Source organism: Bradyrhizobium sp. CCGB12 (genome assembly GCF_024199845.1).
In the GTDB taxonomy this organism is placed as follows: domain Bacteria; phylum Pseudomonadota; class Alphaproteobacteria; order Rhizobiales; family Xanthobacteraceae; genus Bradyrhizobium.
Genome location: NZ_JANADO010000001.1, coordinates 7,192,919 through 7,211,484, shown reverse-complemented (window position 1 = coordinate 7,211,484; position 18,566 = coordinate 7,192,919). Strand labels below are relative to the sequence as shown.

Below are 18,566 nucleotides of genomic sequence, written 5' to 3'. Positions count from 1 at the left end.
ATTCCTCATTTCTTCTTGCCGGGAAAACCGCCGAGCCCCGGAAGGGTCGGCTTGCCGCTGAGGCCCGTAAGCCCCGGCAAATTTGGTAGGCCCGAGCGAAGACCGGGCGGCAGATCCTTCGGCAGGCTGGGCAGACCTTGTCCACCGCCGGCCTGCATCTTCTCCTGCATCGCCTTCATCTCCTCGGGCGACGGCATCTTCATGCCGCCGCCGAAGCCCATGGCCTGCGCGATGCCGGCGAGCGGGCCGCGCTTGCCCGAGCCCATGGCCTTCATGACGTCGGCCATGTTCCGGTGCATCTTGAGCAGCTTGTTGACCTGCTCGACGCTCTGGCCGGAACCTGCGGCGATACGCTTCTTGCGGCTGGCCTTGAGCAAGTCGGGATGACGGCGCTCGTCGCGCGTCATGGAATCGATCACGGCGACCTGGCGCTTCAAGATCTTGTCGTCGATGCCGGCCGCGGCGATCTGGTTCTTCATCTTGGAGATGCCGGGCATCATGCCCATCAGGCCGCTGATGCCGCCCATATTGGACATCTGCAACAGCTGCTCGCGCATGTCATTGAGGTCGAACTGACCCTTGCGCATGCGCTCGGCGGTGCGCGCGGCCTTCTCGGCGTCGATGTTGGCGGCGGCGCGCTCGACCAGCGAGACCACGTCGCCCATGCCAAGGATACGGCCGGCGATACGGTCGGGATGGAAGTCCTCCAGCGCGTCGGTCTTTTCACCGGTGCCGATCAGCTTGATCGGCTTGCCGGTGACCGCGCGCATCGACAGCGCGGCGCCGCCGCGGCCGTCGCCGTCCACTCGTGTGAGCACGATGCCGGTGAGGCCGACGCGCTGATCGAACGCGCGCGCGAGGTTCACGGCGTCCTGGCCGGTGAGGCTGTCGGCGACCAGCAGCACTTCATGCGGGTTCGCTGCGGCTTTGATCGCGGCGGCTTCCGCCATCATGTCTTCGTCGAGCGTGGTGCGGCCGGCGGTGTCGAGCAGCACGATGTCGTAGCCGCCGAGCTTGCCGGCTTCGAGCGCACGCTTCGCAATCTGCGGCGGCTGCTGTCCCGCCACGATGGGCAGGGTCGGAATGTCGAGGTCGCGGCCGAGCACGGCCAGCTGCTCCATCGCCGCCGGACGATAGACGTCGAGCGAGGCCATCAGCACCTTGCGCTTGTCGCGCTGGACCAGGCGGCGGGCGAGCTTTGCGGTGGTGGTCGTCTTACCCGAGCCTTGCAGGCCGACCATCATGATCGGCACCGGCGGCACGGAATTGACGTCGATGGTCTGGCCTTCCGCGCCGAGCGTGTTGATCAGCTCGTCATGGACGATCTTGACCACCATCTGGCCGGGCGTGACCGACTTGACGACAGTGGCGCCGATCGCCTGCTCGCGGACGCGCTCGGTGAAGCTGCGCACGACTTCGAGCGCGACGTCGGCCTCCAGCAGCGCGCGGCGCACCTCGCGCATCGCGGCGTCGACGTCCTTCTCGGTCAGCGCACCGCGCCCCGTCAGACGATCGAGAATGCCACCAAGCCGTTCCGACAGATTGTCGAACAATGCCGTTGTCCTTTTTTACCTCTCCCCGCCTGCGGGGAGAGGTCGCCGCTCCCTTGAGCGGCGGGTGAGGGCGTATGGAACTATCCACGCGCGTCATACGCGGAGAGAGCCCCTCACCCGACCCTCTCCCCGCAAGAGCGGGGCGAGGGAGAAGAAAGTCCAAACACCTTTGCGCCCGAGGGCGCACAGCGCTGTCGGGCGTTGACCTCTGGCCTCCAGGGCCAGTCGGCGGGTCGAAAAGAAAGCCTTTCCGAGAAAGTGGCGGGGTTAAACGCCGCTCACGCCCAAAAGTCAAGGAAAGTTAGGATGCCTCGGCGACCCTGCCAGGGCAAAGCCCTGAAACCACGGGATTTTTTGGTAGCTGGTTCCTTTTCCCTGGGTTCCACCCATATTGGAGGTCATGACCTGCCTCCGCTACGATCGCTGAAGACCGCCGTGCCGATCACCCGCCGCCGCGTTTTCGGACTGCTTGCCGGCGCCGGCGCCTTGGTCGGTGTGTCCTCCCTCTGGATGTCCCGCATGAAAACCTATGACGGCCCGGTCTCCGACCATTTCGACGGCCTGCACTTCTTCGATCCGGACGGGGCGCCGCCACGATCGCTTGGCGAGGTGCTGCGTTGGCAATTGGGCGGCCGGGGGCAGCGTGCGGACTGGCCCGACTGGGCGCCCAGCCCCTATGCCGATACTCCGCCGGAGCGCGTCGACGGCGAAAAGGTGCGGCTTTCCTTCGTCGGCCACGCCAGCTGGCTGATCCAGGCCGGCGGGCTCAATATCCTGGTCGATCCCGTCTGGTCGATGCGGGTCTCGCCGGTCGCCTGGGCCGGACCGAAGCGGCACAATGATCCCGGCATCGCCTTCGATCGTTTGCCGAAGATCGACGTCGTGCTGGTTTCGCACGGTCACTACGATCATTTGGACATCGCGACGCTGTCGCGGCTCACAAAAAACTTTGCTCCGCGCGTCGTCACCCCGCTCGGCAACGACGTGACGATGCGCAGTACCGATCCCACGATCAAGGTGGAAGCGTTCGACTGGCACGACCGTGTCGAGCTCGGCGGCGGCATTGCCGTGCATCTGGTCCCGACAAGGCACTGGACGGCGCGCGGCATGTTCGATCGCAACAAGGCGCTGTGGGCGAGCTTTGTGCTGGAGACGCCTGCGGGGAAAATCTACATCGTGTGCGATTCCGGCTATGGCGACGGCAGGCATTTTCGTCGCGTCGCCGAGAAGCACGGGCCGCTCCGCATGGCGATCCTCCCCATCGGCGCCTACGAGCCGCGCTGGTTCATGCGCGACCAGCACATGAATCCGGAAGATGCCGTGAAGGCGCTAGACGATTGCGGCGCGCAGGAAGCGCTCGGGCATCATCACGGCACGTTCCAGCTGACGGACGAGGCGATCGATGCGCCCGCGAAGGCGTTGGTCGAGGCGCTGGATGCGGCGAAGATTCCGCAGGAGCGGTTCGTGGCGATGGTGCCGGGGCAGGTGGTGGAGATTTAGTCTCGCCACGGACACCGCTCGTGCCCCGGACGCAGCGCAGCGTCTCTTCGACGGTGCGCTGCAGAGCCGGGGCCCATACTGCGGCAATGTACCGTGTTGCTCTCTGGGTCCCGGCTCTGCGCAGCAGCGTTTCACGCTGCAGCGCGTCCGGGACACGAGAGTTATTGCTCCTTGGGCTTGATCGCCCAGCTCACATTCACCGTCACCGACAGCGTCTCCTCGCCCGGCGCGACCGCGGCGCCTGCGGCCATTGGAGCGGTGGCCATGCGGCCCTTGAACAGCGGCACCGGGCCGCCGCCCTCGGTGACGCTGAGCGGCGCGCCCAGCGTCACACCGGTGGCCCTGGCGTAGATCTCGGCCTTGCGGCGGGCGTCCGCGACCGCCTGCTCGCGCGCGTCGTCGAGCAGTTTTGACGCCTGCGTCACCTCGAAGGAGATGTTGCCGATGTCGTTCGCACCGGCGCTGACCAGCGTGTCGATGATGCCGGCCGCCTTGGTCACGTCGCGAATCTTCACGGTGACGCGGTTGGAGGCGCGGAAGCCGACCACGGGCGAGGCACCGGTGGATTTGTTCTGGCCGTATTGCGGCTGCAGCGACAGGCGCGAGGTCTGGTAGTCCTTCTCGGCGATGCCGGCGCCCTTCAGCGCCAGCAGCACCTTGCCCATCGCGGCGTTGTTGGCATCGGAAGCTTCCTTCGCCGTCTTGGCGTCATTGGCGACACCGGCATCGAGTTGCGCGAGATCGGGCGCTGCGGATACGGAGGCTTCGCCGCTCACCGAAATCGCGGAGGGGAAGTCGTCGGCGAGCGCAGGCGCTGCCAGCAGGACGGTGGCGAAAGCGGCGGCGAGTACGGCGGGCTTTTTCATCATTGTCACTTCAGTGGCACGAAAACATTGATCACGAGCTTGTCCTCGGCCGTCTTCAGGGGATCGGTGAGGTACTCCTCGATGAAGGTGTCCTTGGCTTCCAGTCTCTTGTCGTCGAGGTGATTGGTGATCGCCTCATAGGTGTTGTCCATGTTGTCGTAGGAGCCGCGATGGACGAATTTCAGCGCCTTGCCCTCCGGCGATTTGCCGACGCTTGTGTCCTTGGGCAGGTTCTTCGGATCCTGCTCGACCGGGATCTCGGCCAGGAAGGTGAAGCCGGTGTCGTCGGTGGAGGTGTAGACGATCATCGAATTGCCGGCGCGCTTGATGCCCTGCTTGTCCAGGAGCGCGTTCAGCGCCTTGAAGGCGTCGATCAGCGTGTCGAAGGCCGAGTCCCAATTGGCAGTGCCCTTGACCATCACGACCTTCTTGGGCTCGAGCGTGGTCTCGAGGCCAAAGGGATCGGCGGTCTGTACCGGGGCGGGGGTGGTGGCCGCCGCGGGCGGGGGCGCTGCCGGACTTGGTGAGGCACTGGCTGCGGGCGAAGGCGTTGCTGCCGGCGCGGGTGAGGCGCTCGCTGCCGGCGAGGGCGTCGCAGCAGGTGCCGGTGAGGCGCTGGCCGCCGGCGAAGGCGTTGCCACCGGCGCAGGCGAAGCGCTCGCGGCCGGCGCCGGCGAAGCCGACGGGGCCGGCGAGGGGGTTGCCGATGCGGCAGGCGCCGGGCTCGGAGTTTGTGCCCGAGCGGCGGACAGACCAAGCGACATGGCCGCCGCCGGGATCAGCGCGGCCAGAGCGAGACGACGAAACCTAATCATTTTATTCTCCCCAGGACCTTGGGCACCAAGACCTTGCCCACCAAGGCCAAACTCCCGCTTTGCGCCCGGCCGCGCCCCCCCGGCTTGCACGAGCGGCGCCGTTCTAACACGCGAGCGCCGAATTCGTCCCATGACAGATACGTCATGGCGGCTTCCCGAGCGCCCTGCCGCAAAGCGCTGGCCAAGCCGGCAAGGATCGCCATATAAGACGGGCGAAATTCGGGAATTTTCATGAGCGCGCTGGCCAACCACGCATTTGCCAAGATGAACGGCATCGGCAACGAGATCGTCGTTGTCGACATGCGCGATTCCACGGCAAAGGTCACGCCGGACGACGCGCGCGCGGTGGCGTCCGCGAACGGCGGCGTGGCTTACGACCAGCTCATGGTGCTGCAGAGGCCGCGGCTCGACGGCACCGAAGCCTTCATCCGCATCTACAACAATGACGGCTCCGAAGCCGGCGCCTGCGGCAACGGCATGCGTTGCGTCGTGCGTCGTATCTTCGAAAAGGGCGGGCAGACCACGGCAACGTTCGAGACGGCCGCAGGCCTGCTCAATTGCTGGCAGGGCCCCGCGCCCGACCTCTACACCGTCGACATGGGCGCGCCGAAGTTCGGCTGGCAGGACATCCCGCTGGCGGAAGAGTTTCGCGACACCCGCTACATCGAATTGCAGATCGGGCCGATCGACAATCCGATCCTGCATTCGCCCTCCGTCGTGAGCATGGGCAATCCGCATGCGGTGTTCTGGGTCGACGACGTCAACGCCTACGATCTCGAGCGCTTCGGTCCGCTGCTCGAAAACCATCCGATCTTTCCCGAGCGCGCCAACGTCACCCTCGCCCAGATCGTCGATCGCGACCACATCACGATCCGCACCTGGGAACGCGGTGCCGGCCTGACCAAGGCGTGCGGCTCGGCCGCTTGTGCCACGGCCGTCGCGGCGGCGCGGCTGAAACGCGCCAATCGCAACGTCGAGATCACGCTGCCCGGCGGCAAGCTCGGCATCGAATGGCGCGAGCGCGACGACCATGTGCTGATGACGGGCACCGCGACCTTCGAATATGAGGGCAGTTTCGATCCGGCGCTGTTCGCGCCGGTCGGCTGATGACTGTCGACATCGTCACCTTCGGCTGCCGCCTCAATGCGTTCGAGGCCGAGGTGATTCGCCGCGAAGCGGAGGGCGCCGGCCTTTCCGACACCATCGTCATCAACAGCTGTGCCGTTACCAACGAGGCGGTGGCGCAGGCGCGCCAGTCGATCCGCAAATTGAAGCGCGAACGTCCCGGAGTGCGCATCGTCGTCACCGGCTGCGCCGCGCAGACGCAAACGGCGATGTTCGCCGACATGGCCGAGGTCGATCGCGTCGTCGGCAATGACGACAAGATGCGCGGCGAAGCCTGGCGCGAGGCCCGCGATGCGTTTGCCATCGGCGCCAGCGAGAAGATCGCCGTCAGTGACATCATGGCGGTCACGGAAATGGCGCCGCATCTGATCGACGGCTTTGCGGCGGGCCTGCCGCGCGTGTTCGTGCAGGTGCAGAACGGCTGCGATCATCGCTGCACCTTCTGCATCATCCCGTTCGGCCGCGGCAATTCACGTTCGGTGCCGATGGGCGTGGTGGTCGAGCAAGTGCGGGCTCTGGCCCAGCGCGGTCACGCCGAGATCGTGCTGACCGGCGTCGACCTCACCAGCTACGGCACTGATCTGCCGGGCACGCCCAAGCTCGGCATGCTGACCAAGCAGATTTTGCGGCACGTGCCGGAGCTGAAGCGCCTGCGCATCTCCTCGATCGACTCGATCGAGGCGGATGCCGATCTCTTGGATGCCATCGCCGACGATTCGCGGCTGATGCCGCATCTGCATCTGTCGCTACAGTCAGGCGACGACATGATCTTGAAGCGCATGAAGCGGCGGCATTCGCGGCGCGACGCCATCGCGTTCTGCGATCAGGTCCGCCGCCTGCGCCCCGACATCGCCTTCGGCGCCGACATCATCGCGGGCTTTCCGACCGAGACGGATGAGATGTTCTCACGCTCGCTCGATCTCGTCGAGGAATGCGGCCTCACCTTCCTGCATGTGTTCCCCTATTCCCCGCGCCCGGGCACGCCGGCCGCGAAAATGCCGCAGGTTGCGGGCGGCGCGATCAGGGAACGTGCGAAGCGGCTGCGTGCGGCTGGCGAGGCGGCGTTGCGACGGCGGCTGCAAGCGGAGATCGATGCAACGCGCGAAGTGCTGATCGAGAGCGAGTGGCAGGGGCGGACAGAGCATTATCTGCCGGTGGCGATCGTGGGCGAGCGTGTGGGCAGCGTCGTGCCGCTGAGGATCACCGGTCATGACGGCGAGCGGCTGACGGTATAACGCGCCGCTTTCTTCCTTCTCCCCTTGCGGGAGAAGGTGGCGCGAAGCGCCGGATGAGGGGTTGCTTCTGCGAATTCAAATGAGAGTCGGAATCGCGGAGAGATACCCCTCACCCGTCTCGCCGCTATCGCGGCGAGACACCCTCTCCCGCAAGGGGAGAGGGGAAGAAAGCTACGACGCCCTTACCTGCCAGAACCTGAGCGTCCGCCGCGCGTTCTCCGGCGTCATTCTCGCAAAATGCCCCTGCGCCCGCGCAAGGTCCGCCGGCTTCATCACGCCTGTCGCAAAACGGCTTTCGAGCACGGCGGCGGTGGTGTCCCAGCTGAGCTGCGCTGCCTTGCACGGCACCAGGAGGCCGTCGTCGCGCAGGCTCTGCATCAGCGGGCGAATCACCTCGACGGTCGATCCGGACAGTGCTGCCAGGGCAGCGGCGGTCTCTTCATAGCGCCGCTGTGTGGCGAAGCCGAGCAGTGTCGCCTCGCTGAGCTGGCCGGCCGCCTTGAGATTTGCAATCGCGCGCTTGGCGCCTTCGAAATCGCGAACGGCAGACATCTCGCGCGCGACGCCGACGGTCACGGCGGCAATCGCGTTCTGGATTTCCTCGAACAGATGCGGCGGCGCGCGCGACAACAGGCGGGTGCGCACGGCATCCGTCGCGGAACGCAGCAATTGACGGCGCAGCTCCGACGGCAGATCGACGCGAACGCCGACGCTGATTGCGAGGTCCGGATCGCTTTCGGCCTGTCCGACGATGACGGCAAATCCGTTGCCTGAAACCCGAGCCCCCGGATTGGCCGCAAGCCGCCGGCTGACGCTGGGATAGCGGCGCGCCAGCAATGCGTCGGTGACGATCTCCTTCAGCCACCAGCGTCCGGCGACCGCGAGCAGATGCGGCTCGCCCTTGGATGATGCGATCTTCACCAATTCGCCATCGTCGAGGCGCGCGGATTCCTGCAGCACGGGACCGGCGATGCGGATCTCGTCATGGTTGGCGAGGCGGCGGATCACGGACGGAGGCGCCTGCGCGATCGGCGCGAGCTGGGCGCTGATCTCGGCGAGTGCAACGCGGGCGCCGATGTCGGCAATGGCACGCAGCTCGATGGTGCCGATCAGCCGCTCGAGCACGTCGTCGAACAGTGCAATCTGCTCGTCGTCGAAGCTGCCGGCGGAAGACAGGAACAGGTCGGTGACGCGCCGGGCCGTCTCCAGCCCCTTTTCCGGCGAGCCCATCCGTATCGCGGATTCGACCTCGTCGATGATCGATAGCTCGGCCTTGGACATCACGCGCTGCTCGTCCTGAGCGGTTACGGAAGCTTGTTCTAAGCAACCGCCATCATTAGAGGCGAGCGCTGAACGTTTCGTAAACCATGGCGCAATGAGACGAGGCGCGGCCGCGGCGGAGCTGGCGCTCCCTCCCCCGCTTGCGGGGGAGGGTTGGGAAGAGGGTGTCTCCGCAATGGGACAACCCCTAGAGGAGAGAACCCTCACCCGGCGCGCAGGACGATGCTTCGCATCGCCCGGGACGCGCCGACCTCTCCCGCAGGCGGGAGAGGTGCACCGACCTTGCGGCAGCTACTCTCCATTCCACCCGCAGGCGCGGAGTTTTTCGTGCATGTGCAGCGGGGCCGGCGCGACGACGCGGATCGGCTCCTTGTTCCGGGAGATCGGCACCACGATCTCGCGGGAATGCAGGTGCAGGCGCGGCTCGCCGAAGCGCGGGCCGTTGCCGTAAATGTTATCGCCGAAGATCGGCCAGCCGGTCGCGGCCGAATGCACCCGCAATTGATGGGTCCGGCCGGTGACGGGTTCCATGGCGAGCCAGGTCAGGCCCTCGCCCCGGCCCATCACCTTCCAATTGGTGATCGCCTTCTGCCCGTCCGGGTCCGGCTTCTGCCACCAGCCGCGCTCGGCATTGAGGCGGCCGAGCGGCATGTCGATGACGCCTTCATCTTCGGTGGGGCCGCCTTCGACCACGGTCCAGTAGGTCTTGCCGATCTTGCCGTGCTTGAAGAGGAGGCCGAGCGAGGCCGTCGCCTTGCGATGGCGGCCGAGCACGAGGCAGCCGGAGGTGTCCTTGTCGAGCCGGTGAGCCAGCACGGGCGGCCGCGGCAGGCCGAAACGGAGCGCCTCGAAGGAGGCCTCGAGGTTGGCGCCGCCCTTGGGGCCGCGATGCACCGGCAGGCCGGCCGGCTTGTCGATGACCAGCATCAAGCCGTCGCGATGGAGCACGCGCGCCAGGATCTCGTCTGCGGTCAATTCGGGAACATCGAGCAATTGCAAGACTTTCGTTTAATCGCCGGAACGGCTAACACACCCCCGCCATGAACGATACCTCCGAGACCCCCAAGCTGAGCTGGTGGCGCCGCCTGTCCAATGGGCTGAAGCGCACGTCGTCCTCGCTCGGGACCGCGGTCGCCGATCTCGTCACCAAGCGCAAGCTCGACCGCGCCATGCTCGACGACATCGAGGACGTGCTGCTGCGCGCCGATCTCGGCACGCAAGTCGCGGTGCGGATCGCGGACGCCGTCGGCACGGGCCGCTACGACAAGGCGATCTCGGCGGACGAGGTCAAGGACGTCGTCGCCACCGAGGTCGAGAAGGTGCTGGCGCCGGTGGCGAAGCCGCTCGATATCGACGCGGGCAAGAAGCCGTTCGTCATCCTCGTGGTCGGCGTCAACGGCTCCGGCAAGACTACGACCATCGGAAAACTCTCGCAAAAGTTCGCATCCGAAGGCCGCAAGGTGATGCTGGCCGCAGGCGACACGTTTCGCGCAGCAGCCATCGAGCAGCTCAAGGTCTGGGGCGAACGCACGAAGACGCCGGTCATATCAGGCGCGCAGGGCTCGGATTCGGCGAGCCTCGCCTTCAACGCGCTGACCGCGGCGAAGGAGCAGGGCATCGACGTGCTCCTGATCGACACCGCCGGCCGCTTGCAGAACAAGGCCGAGCTGATGAACGAGCTCGAGAAGGTCGTGCGCGTGATCCGCAAGGTGGATGACACTGCGCCGCATGCCGTGCTGCTTGTGCTGGATGCCACCGTCGGCCAGAACGCGCTGTCGCAGGTCGAGGCCTTTCATCGCACCGCCGGGGTCACCGGCCTCGTCATGACCAAGCTCGACGGCACCGCCCGCGGCGGCATTCTGGTGGCGCTCGCGGAGAAATTCAAACTGCCGGTGCATTTCATCGGCGTTGGCGAAGGCGTCGACGATCTCGCGCCGTTCACCGCGCGCGATTTCGCCAGGGCGATCGCCGGAATCGAATAGCGTCGTCCTTCGAGACGCGCGCAAGCGCGCTCCTCAGGACGAGGTTGTGCCACACATGAGGTCCTCATCCTGAGGAGACCGCGAAGCGGTCGTCTCGAAGGATGGGAGAGACGGAAGAGAGAATGGACAAGTCCCAGCCGCATCCGCTGTTCAAGCTCGCGACCGAGCTCGGTCCGCTGCTCGTGTTCTTCTTCGTGAACGCGAAGTTCAATCTGTTCGCCGCGACCGGCGCCTTCATGGTGGCGATCGTGGCGGCGTTGGCCGCCTCCTATGTGGTGACGCGCCACATCCCGGTCATGGCGATCGTGACGGGCGTGATCGTGCTGGTGTTCGGCACGCTGACGCTGGTGCTGCACGACGAGACCTTCATCAAGGTCAAGCCGACCATCATCTACGGCCTGTTCGCCGCGATCCTCGGCGGCGGCCTCCTGTTCGGCCGCTCCTTCATCGCGGTCATGTTCGACCAGATGTTCAACCTGACGCCGCAGGGCTGGCGCATCCTCACGCTGCGCTGGGCGCTGTTCTTCGCCGGCATGGCGGTGCTGAACGAGATCATCTGGCGCACCCAGAGCACGGATTTCTGGGTGAACTTCAAGGTCTTCGGCGTCCTTCCGCTGACCGCCATCTTCGGCATGATCCAGATGCCGCTGATCAAGCGCTACCATCTCGAGCCGGCGTCGCTGGAGGCGAGCGAGGCCGAGGCGGGCGATGTGAGCAAGGGGTAGACTCTCTCAGCTCGTCATTGCGAGCGAAGCGAAGCAATCCAGAATGCCTCCGGGGAGGGACTCTGGATTGCTTCGTCGCAAGAGCTCCTCGCAATGACGGACTTGGTTAGCTCCCCGCCTTCAACGCCTTCTCCATCTGCGGCAGCAACACGGTGCGCAGATTGTCCGGCGTGACCGGTCCGACCAGCTTGTAGACGATGGTGCCCTCGCGTCCGACGACGAAGGTCTCCGGCACGCCATAGACGCCCCATTCGATCGAGGCGCGGCCGTTGGCATCTACGCCGACGCGGCCGAACGGGTTGCCGTAGCGCCCGAGGAAGCGCCGCGCGTTGTCGGCCGCGTCCTTGTAGTTGATGCCAACGAGCTGGAAGCGCTTGTCCTTGGCGAGCTCGGTCAGGAGCGGCGCTTCGTCATGGCACGGCACGCACCAGGACGCCCAGACGTTGACGAGACTGACCTTGCCCTTGAACGCGGCGGGATCGAGCCCCGGCACCGGCACATTGTCGGCCTGCAATCCCTCGAGCGGCGGCAGCAGCGTTTGCGGCGCCGGCCGCCCGATCAACGCGGACGGAATCCGCGAGGGATCGCCGCTGCCGAGCCTGAACCAGAACAGCACCGCAAGGCCAAGGAAGGCGATCAGGGGCAGCGCCATCAGGAAGGTGCGGCGCTGCGGCGTCGCCGGGGTCGATTGATCGCTCATGATCGATGTCTCAAGGCCGATCCACCGCGCTGGCCCGAACGGCGCGTGACGCCGCTGCGGTCGAGCTCGCGCAGGCGCGCCGTCTGGTTGCGATAGTCGAGCACGATCCAGCCGATCAGGATCGCGACCACGACGGCGACCGCGGCATAGGACGTCACGATGAAGGAGGCATAGGGACCGAGCGACATGGTCAAGCGGCTCCGACTTCGTTTGACGCGTTGTCTCCACGCGAACCGGTTTCGCTCGAAAACGCGATGCGGCTGGCCTGCATCATTTGCAGGGAGCGGACGCGCCGGCGCAGGATCTCGTTGCGCATCGCCGCCAAATGGAGCGTGACGAACAGCAGCGTGAAGGCGATCGCCATCACCAGCAGCGGGATCAGGAAGGACTTGTCGAGCGTCGAGCCGCCCATGCGCATCACCGAAGCCGGCTGGTGCAGCGTGTTCCACCAGTCGACCGAGAACTTGATGATGGGCAGGTTGATCGCGCCGACCAGGGTCAGCACGGCGGCGGCGCGCGCCGCGCGCGAGGGATCGTCGACCGCCCGCCACAGCGCCATCAGGCCGAGATACATCAGGAAGAGAATCAGCACCGAGGTCAGCCGCGCGTCCCATTCCCAATAGGTGCCCCACATCGGCCGGCCCCACAGCGATCCCGTGAGCAGCGCGAGGAAGGTGAAGGCGGCGCCGATGGGCGCTGCCGCTTTCGCGGCGACGTCGGCAAGCGGGTGCCGCCACACCAGCGTGCCCAACGAGGCGATGCTCATCACCCCCCACACGAACATCGAGAGCCAGGCATTGGGCACATGGATGAACATGATCTTGACGGTCGCGCCCTGCTGGTAGTCGTCGGGCGCAAGCGCTGCCTGGTACAGGCCGATCGCGAGCAAGATGACGGTCGCAGCTGCGAGCCACGGCAGCAGGCGCGCTGTTAGCGCAAGGAACCGCGTCGGATTGGCCAAGTCGATCAGCGTCATGGTATTTTGATAATCATCCGGGAGCGCTCAGGCAATCAGCACGAATGCGCGTCGCGAAAGTTGATCCGGGTCAAGTTCGGTCGGGTCCATCTCAATCGAGTCCGTGCCGGAGGCTTGCCGCGGCCGCGAAGGGGCCGATCACGAGGCTGACCAGCGACAGCGCGCACAGGATCGAGAACGGCGCGCCGAACGTCATGGGACCGACGATCACGGCTTGCGAGGCGGCTACCCCGAAAATCAGGACGGGAATCGACAGCGGTAGCACCAGCACCGCCATCAGCAGCCCGCCGCGATGCAGGGTCACCGCCAGCGCCGCGCCGATCATGCCGGTGAAGGTCAGCGCCGGCGTTCCCGCCAGCAGTGTCAGCGCCACCGCGCCGGTCGCGACCATGTCGAGGTTGAGCAAGAGGCCGAGCACCGGGGTTGCGACAATCAGCGGCAGGCCGGCCGCCAGCCAATGCGCCAGCGCCTTGGCGGCACAGGCAAGTTCCAGCGGCGTCCGGCTCATCGTGATCAGGTCGAGCGAGCCGTCCTCGTGGTCGGCCATGAACAGCCGGTCCAGGGTGAGCAGGCTTGAGAGCAAAGCCCCGAGCCAGAGAACGGCCGGCCCCAGCCGCGACAGCAGCGCCAGATCCGGCCCCACCGCGAACGGCATCAGCACCACCACGGTCAGGAAGAACAGCACGCCGATCAGCGCCCCGCCGCCGACGCGAAGCGCGATCCGGATGTCCCGGCGAATGAGGGCGGACAGGGCGGTCATGGTGCGCTCCCGTCGTGCCCCGAGGGCGGTACGCTCCCTCCCCCGCCTGCGGGGGAGGGTTGGGGAGAGGGTGTCTCGACAACGAAGGCTCCCCCAGAGGAGAGAACCCTCACCCGGCGCTGCGCGCCGACCTCTCCCGCAAGCGGGAGAGGCGAAGGAGTCCGCGGCGACCACTGTCTCATCGGTCCGAGCGCCGCGCCTAGCCGCTCGAAAAACTGAGGGTCGGGTCGTCTCATGCCATCCCCCCGATCCGCAGCTCCCGCGAGTCGATCCCCAGCGGGGCGTGGGTGGCGGCGATGATCAGGCCGCCTTGGCCGAGGTGTTCGCGCATGAGGCCGCCGAACATGTCCTGGCCCGCGGCATCCAGCGCCGTGGTCGGCTCGTCCAGCAGCCAGACCGGGCGGCGCACGGTCAGCAGCCGCGCCAATGACAGCCGGCGGCGCTGGCCGGCGGAGAGGAAGGCGGCGGGCAGGTGGGTGGCGTGGTCGAGGCTGACCTTGGCGAGGCTCTCGGCGGCATCGCGGCGCTCGCCGCCGAGAAAATCAGCCCAAAACGTCAGATTTTCCACCACGCTCAGGGCCGGCTTCAGGGCATCGCGATGGCCGAGATAGTGGCACTGCTCCGGCAGGGTCAGCTCAGCGTCGCCCCCGTCCAGCGTGATCGTTCCGCCGGCCGGAATGAGCAGGCCCGCGATCAGCCGCAGCAGCGAGGTCTTGCCCGACCCGTTGCGACCCATCACCGCCACGGCTTCGCCCGCGGCGGCGGCGAAATCGAGCCCGGAAAACACCTCGCGCCCGCCCCGCACGCATCTGAGCCCGCGACCGAAAAGCTGCATCTCGCCTCGTTTCAGCCCGCTCACAACCAGGCCTCAGGAAAACTTGGGGTAGCGCATGGGAATTTTTGGCTCAGCGATTGCTGCGGCACGATTGTGGCTGTGGCGGCGCGGTTAGAAAGCTTCTATAAGCCCGGAACTACTTGATGCAGCAACTCAACCTGCCCCTGCAAGCGGCCCAGCCTGATACGCTGACGGTGTTAAGATACCCTGCCGGGTATAACTAACAATTGGGATTTCCTACATGACCTCGCTCGACAGCTTCAAATGCAAAAAGACCCTCAAGGTCGGCGCCAAGACCTATGTCTATTACAGCCTGCCCACGGCCGAGAAGAATGGTCTGAAGGGAATTTCGAAACTTCCCTATTCGATGAAGGTCCTGCTCGAGAACCTGCTGCGCAACGAGGACGGCCGCTCGGTCAAGAAGGAAGACATCGTCGCGGTGTCGAAATGGCTGCGCAAGAAGTCGCTGGAACATGAGATCGCGTTCCGCCCGGCGCGCGTCCTGATGCAGGACTTCACCGGCGTGCCCGCGGTGGTCGACCTTGCCGCGATGCGCAACGCGATGCAGAAGCTTGGCGGCGATGCCGAGAAGATCAATCCGCTGGTGCCGGTCGACCTCGTCATCGACCACTCCGTGATCGTGAACTTCTTCGGTGACAACAAGGCTTTCGCCAAGAACGTCACCGAGGAATACAAGCAAAACCAGGAGCGCTACGAGTTCCTGAAGTGGGGCCAGAAGGCGTTCTCGAACTTCTCCGTCGTGCCGCCCGGCACCGGGATCTGCCACCAGGTCAATCTCGAATATCTCTCCCAGACGGTCTGGACCAAGAAGGAGAAGATGACGGTCGGCAAGAAGACCGGCACCTTCGAGGTCGCATACCCTGACTCGCTCGTCGGCACCGACTCCCACACCACCATGGTCAACGGTCTCGCCGTGCTCGGCTGGGGTGTCGGCGGCATCGAGGCGGAAGCCTGCATGCTCGGCCAGCCGCTGTCGATGCTGCTGCCCAACGTCGTCGGCTTCAAGCTGAAGGGCGCGATGAAGGAAGGCGTCACCGCGACCGACCTCGTGCTGACCGTCACGCAGATGCTGCGCAAGTTAGGGGTGGTCGGCAAGTTCGTCGAGTTCTTCGGCCCCGGTCTCGACAATCTCTCCGTTGCCGACAAGGCGACCATCGCCAACATGGCGCCGGAATACGGCGCGACCTGCGGCTTCTTCCCCGTTGACGCTGCCGCGATCGACTACCTCAAGACCTCCGGTCGCGCGCCGGCGCGCGTCGCGCTGGTGCAGGCCTATGCCAAGGCGCAGGGCCTGTTCCGCACCGCCAAATCGGCTGATCCGGTGTTCACGGAAACGCTGACGCTCGACCTCGCCGACGTCGTGCCGTCGATGGCCGGCCCGAAGCGTCCCGAAGGCCGCATCGCGCTGCCGTCGGTCGCCGAAGGTTTCTCGCTCGCGCTCGGCACCGAGTACAAGAAGGCCGAGGAGCCGACGAAGCGCTTCGCCGTCGAAGGCAAGAATTACGAGATCGGCCATGGCGACGTCGTCATCGCCGCCATCACCTCCTGCACCAACACCTCGAACCCGAGCGTGCTGATCGGTGCCGGCCTGCTGGCCCGTAACGCTGCTGCCAAGGGCCTCAAGGCAAAGCCGTGGGTGAAGACCTCGCTGGCCCCGGGGAGCCAGGTCGTCGCGGGCTATCTCGCCGATTCCGGCCTGCAGACCGATCTCGACAAGGTCGGCTTCAACCTGGTCGGCTTCGGCTGCACCACCTGCATCGGCAATTCCGGTCCGCTGCCGGAGGAGATATCGAAGTCGATCAACGACAACGGCATCGTCGCCGCTGCCGTGCTCTCCGGCAACCGCAACTTCGAAGGCCGTGTCTCGCCGGACGTGCAGGCGAACTATCTGGCCTCGCCGCCGCTGGTCGTCGCCCACGCGCTCGCGGGCAGCGTCACCAAGAATCTCGCGGTCGAGCCGCTCGGCGAAGGCAAGGACGGCAAGCCGGTGTACCTGAAGGACATCTGGCCGACGACGAAGGAGATCAACGCCTTCATGAAGAAGTTCGTGACCGCGTCGATCTTCAAGAAGAAGTATGCCGACGTGTTCAAGGGCGACACCAACTGGCGCAAGATCAAGACCGTCGAGAGCGAGACCTATCGCTGGAACATGAGCTCGACCTACGTTCAGAACCCGCCTTATTTCGATGGCATGAAGAAGGAGCCGGAGCCGGTCACCGACATCGTCGAGGCGCGCATCCTCGCGATGTTCGGCGACAAGATCACCACCGACCACATCTCGCCGGCCGGTTCGATCAAGCTCACCTCGCCCGCGGGCAAATATCTCAGCGAGCACCAGGTGCGCCCGGCCGACTTCAACCAATACGGCACGCGTCGCGGCAACCATGAAGTGATGATGCGCGGCACCTTCGCCAACATCCGCATCAAGAATTTCATGCTGAAGGGCGCCGACGGCAACATTCCGGAAGGCGGTCTCACCAAGCACTGGCCCGACGGCGAGCAGATGTCGATCTACGACGCCGCGATGAAGTACCAGGAGGAGAAGGTGCCGCTGGTGGTGTTCGCCGGCGCCGAATATGGCAACGGCTCCTCGCGCGACTGGGCCGCGAAGGGCACGCGCCTGCTCGGCGTTCGCGCCGTGATCTGCCAGAGCTTCGAGCGCATCCACCGCTCCAACCTGGTCGGCATGGGCGTGCTGCCGCTGACCTTCGAGGAAGGCACCTCCTGGCAGTCGCTGGGTCTCAAGGGCGACGAGAAGGTCACCCTGCGCGGCCTCGTCGGCGACCTCAAGCCGCGCCAGAAGCTGACCGCGGAGATCGTCTCCGGCGACGGCTCGTTGCAGCGCGTTTCGCTGCTTTGCCGCATCGATACGCTGGACGAGCTCGACTACTACCGCAACGGCGGCATTCTGCACTACGTCCTGCGCAAGCTCGCGGCGTAAGCGCGGATTTGTGAACGATGGCTCACTGCGAAGTGAGTAGAAGCCTGAACGAAGGCGGCCTATCAAAAGGCCGCCTTCGCGCGTTTGCGGCACGTTTCGGATGGGCCCGCCCGGCGGAAAACTTCGCTTTGGACGGATAAACGTGGCGCCCCCGTAAGACTACGGTGACCATCAGGCGATAATCTTCCCCCACGAGTTCGGTGTGTGACGTTCGACATGACAGCAATGACGGCTTCTCATCTGGTTTCACGTTGGTCCGGCGCCCTCTGGTCGGGAGCTCTCGGCATCTGTGCGATCATCGCCGTCATCCGTCCCGCCGAGGCCGATCCCCGCGCCGTCGTCGAATTGTTCACCTCGCAGGGCTGTTCGTCCTGTCCGCCCGCCGACAAGATCATCGGCGATCTCTCCAAGGATCCCTCGGTCATCGCGCTGAGCATGCCGATCGACTATTGGGACTATCTCGGCTGGAAGGACACGCTGGCGGATTCACGCTTCTCCGCACGGCAGCGTGCCTATTCGCGCATGCGCGGCGATCGTGAAGTCTACACGCCGCAGGTCGTCGTCAATGGCTCAACCCATGTCATCGGCAGCGATCGGACTGGCATCGAAGGTGCGATCGGCAAGACCGACAAGGGCCTTGGTGTGATGAGCGTGCCGGTGACGATGTCTCTTGCGGGCAAGCAGATCAACGTCTCGGTGGCCGCGAGCAAGGAGCCCACGGTCTCGCATGGCGAAGTCTGGATCTGCTCGATCGCCAAGTCGGTGCCGATCACGATCACCCGCGGCGAGAATCGCGGACAGCAGGTCACCTACCACAACGTCGTTCGCAACCTGCTCAAGGTCGGCGACTGGACTGGCCGTCCGGAAAGCTGGACCGTGCCGATCGAGAATCTCACGCGCGATGGCGTCGACGGCGCAGTGGTCTATGTCCAGGATGGCAACCGGGAGAAGCCGGGTGCGATGTTGGGCGCGGCGTACACGTCGCTGCACTGATTCGAAATTCTCTCTAGCGTCACACTCTGCTCTCAACCCTCATGGTGAGGAGCGCGCCCTTGCATCCTTCGAGACGCCGCTTCGCGGCTCCTCGGGATGAGGAGAGAGAGTTTTTGCGCTGGTCGGGAAGAAGTCGGGCGCGCCAGAAATATCCCGACACAAACAAAAAAGGACCAACTTGCGTTGGCCCTCCTTGTCGCGCGAACAGACCCGATCCTGTCGACCCCGGGGGGCTGGGGGCTGAGGAATCCGGAACCG

The 18,566-nt window shown here is 65.5% G+C and carries 17 protein-coding genes; 7 read left to right on the top strand and 10 right to left on the bottom strand.

Going from position 1 to position 18,566, the window contains the following annotated elements; all coding sequences use genetic code 11:
- Positions 1-5: 5 nt before the first annotated feature.
- Positions 6-1,553, bottom strand: a complete 1,548-nt coding sequence (ffh, locus tag NLM27_RS32915; RefSeq protein WP_254147233.1) for a signal recognition particle protein — start codon at positions 1,551-1,553, stop codon at positions 6-8.
- A 435-nt stretch (positions 1,554-1,988) separates the two neighbouring features.
- Here ffh and NLM27_RS32910 point away from each other — a divergent pair, with 435 nt between their 5' ends.
- Positions 1,989-3,053, top strand: a complete 1,065-nt coding sequence (locus NLM27_RS32910) for an MBL fold metallo-hydrolase (RefSeq protein WP_254147232.1) — start codon at positions 1,989-1,991, stop codon at positions 3,051-3,053.
- Positions 3,054-3,214: 161 nt separating this feature from the next.
- On the opposite strand, the gene NLM27_RS32905 is transcribed toward NLM27_RS32910, so the two are convergent.
- Together NLM27_RS32905 and NLM27_RS32900 are read right to left on the bottom strand one after the other, a co-directional pair.
- The gene (locus NLM27_RS32905; RefSeq protein ID WP_254148992.1) at positions 3,215-3,919 is read right to left on the bottom strand and encodes an SIMPL domain-containing protein; all 705 of its coding nucleotides are present in this window, start codon (positions 3,917-3,919) and stop codon (positions 3,215-3,217) included.
- A gap of 5 nt (positions 3,920-3,924) precedes the next feature.
- Positions 3,925-4,734: a GyrI-like domain-containing protein gene (locus NLM27_RS32900; protein WP_254147231.1), complete on the bottom strand. Its 810-nt coding sequence runs from the start codon at positions 4,732-4,734 to the stop codon at positions 3,925-3,927.
- Between the two features lie 231 nt (positions 4,735-4,965).
- On the opposite strand from NLM27_RS32900, the gene dapF reads away from it, so the two are divergent.
- Positions 4,966-5,841, top strand: a complete 876-nt coding sequence (gene dapF / locus NLM27_RS32895; RefSeq protein WP_254147230.1) for a diaminopimelate epimerase — start codon at positions 4,966-4,968, stop codon at positions 5,839-5,841.
- The gene (gene mtaB, locus NLM27_RS32890) at positions 5,841-7,094 is read left to right on the top strand and encodes a tRNA (N(6)-L-threonylcarbamoyladenosine(37)-C(2))-methylthiotransferase MtaB (protein WP_254147229.1); all 1,254 of its coding nucleotides are present in this window, start codon (positions 5,841-5,843) and stop codon (positions 7,092-7,094) included. The genes dapF and mtaB overlap by 1 nt, the downstream gene beginning before the upstream one ends.
- Before the next feature lie 171 nt (positions 7,095-7,265).
- Here mtaB and NLM27_RS32885 read toward each other — a convergent pair whose 3' ends face one another.
- Positions 7,266-8,375 carry a DUF2336 domain-containing protein gene (locus NLM27_RS32885; RefSeq protein WP_254147228.1) on the bottom strand — a complete coding sequence of 370 codons (1,110 nt, stop codon included), beginning with the start codon at positions 8,373-8,375 and terminating at the stop codon, positions 7,266-7,268.
- Positions 8,376-8,666: 291 nt separating this feature from the next.
- A complete protein-coding gene (locus NLM27_RS32880) occupies positions 8,667-9,368 on the bottom strand; it encodes an RluA family pseudouridine synthase (protein WP_254147227.1) in 702 nt (233 codons plus the stop codon).
- Between the two features lie 47 nt (positions 9,369-9,415).
- On the opposite strand from NLM27_RS32880, the gene ftsY reads away from it, so the two are divergent.
- Positions 9,416-10,357, top strand: coding sequence for a signal recognition particle-docking protein FtsY (gene ftsY, locus NLM27_RS32875; RefSeq protein WP_254147226.1), 942 nt, complete (start codon positions 9,416-9,418; stop codon positions 10,355-10,357).
- A gap of 122 nt (positions 10,358-10,479) precedes the next feature.
- On the top strand, positions 10,480-11,082 hold the full coding sequence (locus NLM27_RS32870) for a septation protein A (protein ID WP_254147225.1): 603 nt from the start codon (positions 10,480-10,482) through the stop codon (positions 11,080-11,082).
- A gap of 106 nt (positions 11,083-11,188) precedes the next feature.
- Here the strand turns inward: NLM27_RS32870 and NLM27_RS32865 are convergent, their stop codons facing one another.
- The 5 genes from NLM27_RS32865 to ccmA all read right to left on the bottom strand — a co-directional run bounded on the left by NLM27_RS32865 (position 11,189) and on the right by ccmA (position 14,353).
- On the bottom strand, positions 11,189-11,782 hold the full coding sequence (locus NLM27_RS32865; protein WP_254147224.1) for a DsbE family thiol:disulfide interchange protein: 594 nt from the start codon (positions 11,780-11,782) through the stop codon (positions 11,189-11,191).
- Complete coding sequence (gene ccmD / locus NLM27_RS32860; protein ID WP_375142290.1) at positions 11,779-11,970, bottom strand: heme exporter protein CcmD; 192 nt, start codon at positions 11,968-11,970, stop codon at positions 11,779-11,781. The genes NLM27_RS32865 and ccmD overlap by 4 nt, the downstream gene beginning before the upstream one ends.
- Positions 11,971-11,972: 2 nt before the next feature.
- A complete protein-coding gene (locus NLM27_RS32855) occupies positions 11,973-12,758 on the bottom strand; it encodes a heme ABC transporter permease (RefSeq protein WP_254147222.1) in 786 nt (261 codons plus the stop codon).
- A gap of 91 nt (positions 12,759-12,849) precedes the next feature.
- Positions 12,850-13,518: a heme exporter protein CcmB gene (gene ccmB / locus NLM27_RS32850; protein ID WP_254147221.1), complete on the bottom strand. Its 669-nt coding sequence runs from the start codon at positions 13,516-13,518 to the stop codon at positions 12,850-12,852.
- Positions 13,519-13,750: 232 nt separating this feature from the next.
- Positions 13,751-14,353 (bottom strand): heme ABC exporter ATP-binding protein CcmA, encoded by a 603-nt coding sequence (ccmA, locus tag NLM27_RS32845; RefSeq protein ID WP_254147220.1) that lies wholly within the window; start codon positions 14,351-14,353, stop codon positions 13,751-13,753.
- Between the two features lie 241 nt (positions 14,354-14,594).
- Between ccmA and acnA the strand changes: the two genes are divergently transcribed.
- Both acnA and NLM27_RS32835 read left to right on the top strand, forming a co-directional pair.
- A complete protein-coding gene (gene acnA, locus NLM27_RS32840) occupies positions 14,595-17,315 on the top strand; it encodes an aconitate hydratase AcnA (protein ID WP_254147219.1) in 2,721 nt (906 codons plus the stop codon).
- A gap of 216 nt (positions 17,316-17,531) precedes the next feature.
- On the top strand, positions 17,532-18,308 hold the full coding sequence (locus NLM27_RS32835; protein WP_254147218.1) for a thioredoxin family protein: 777 nt from the start codon (positions 17,532-17,534) through the stop codon (positions 18,306-18,308).
- The last annotated feature ends 258 nt before the right edge of the window (positions 18,309-18,566 follow it).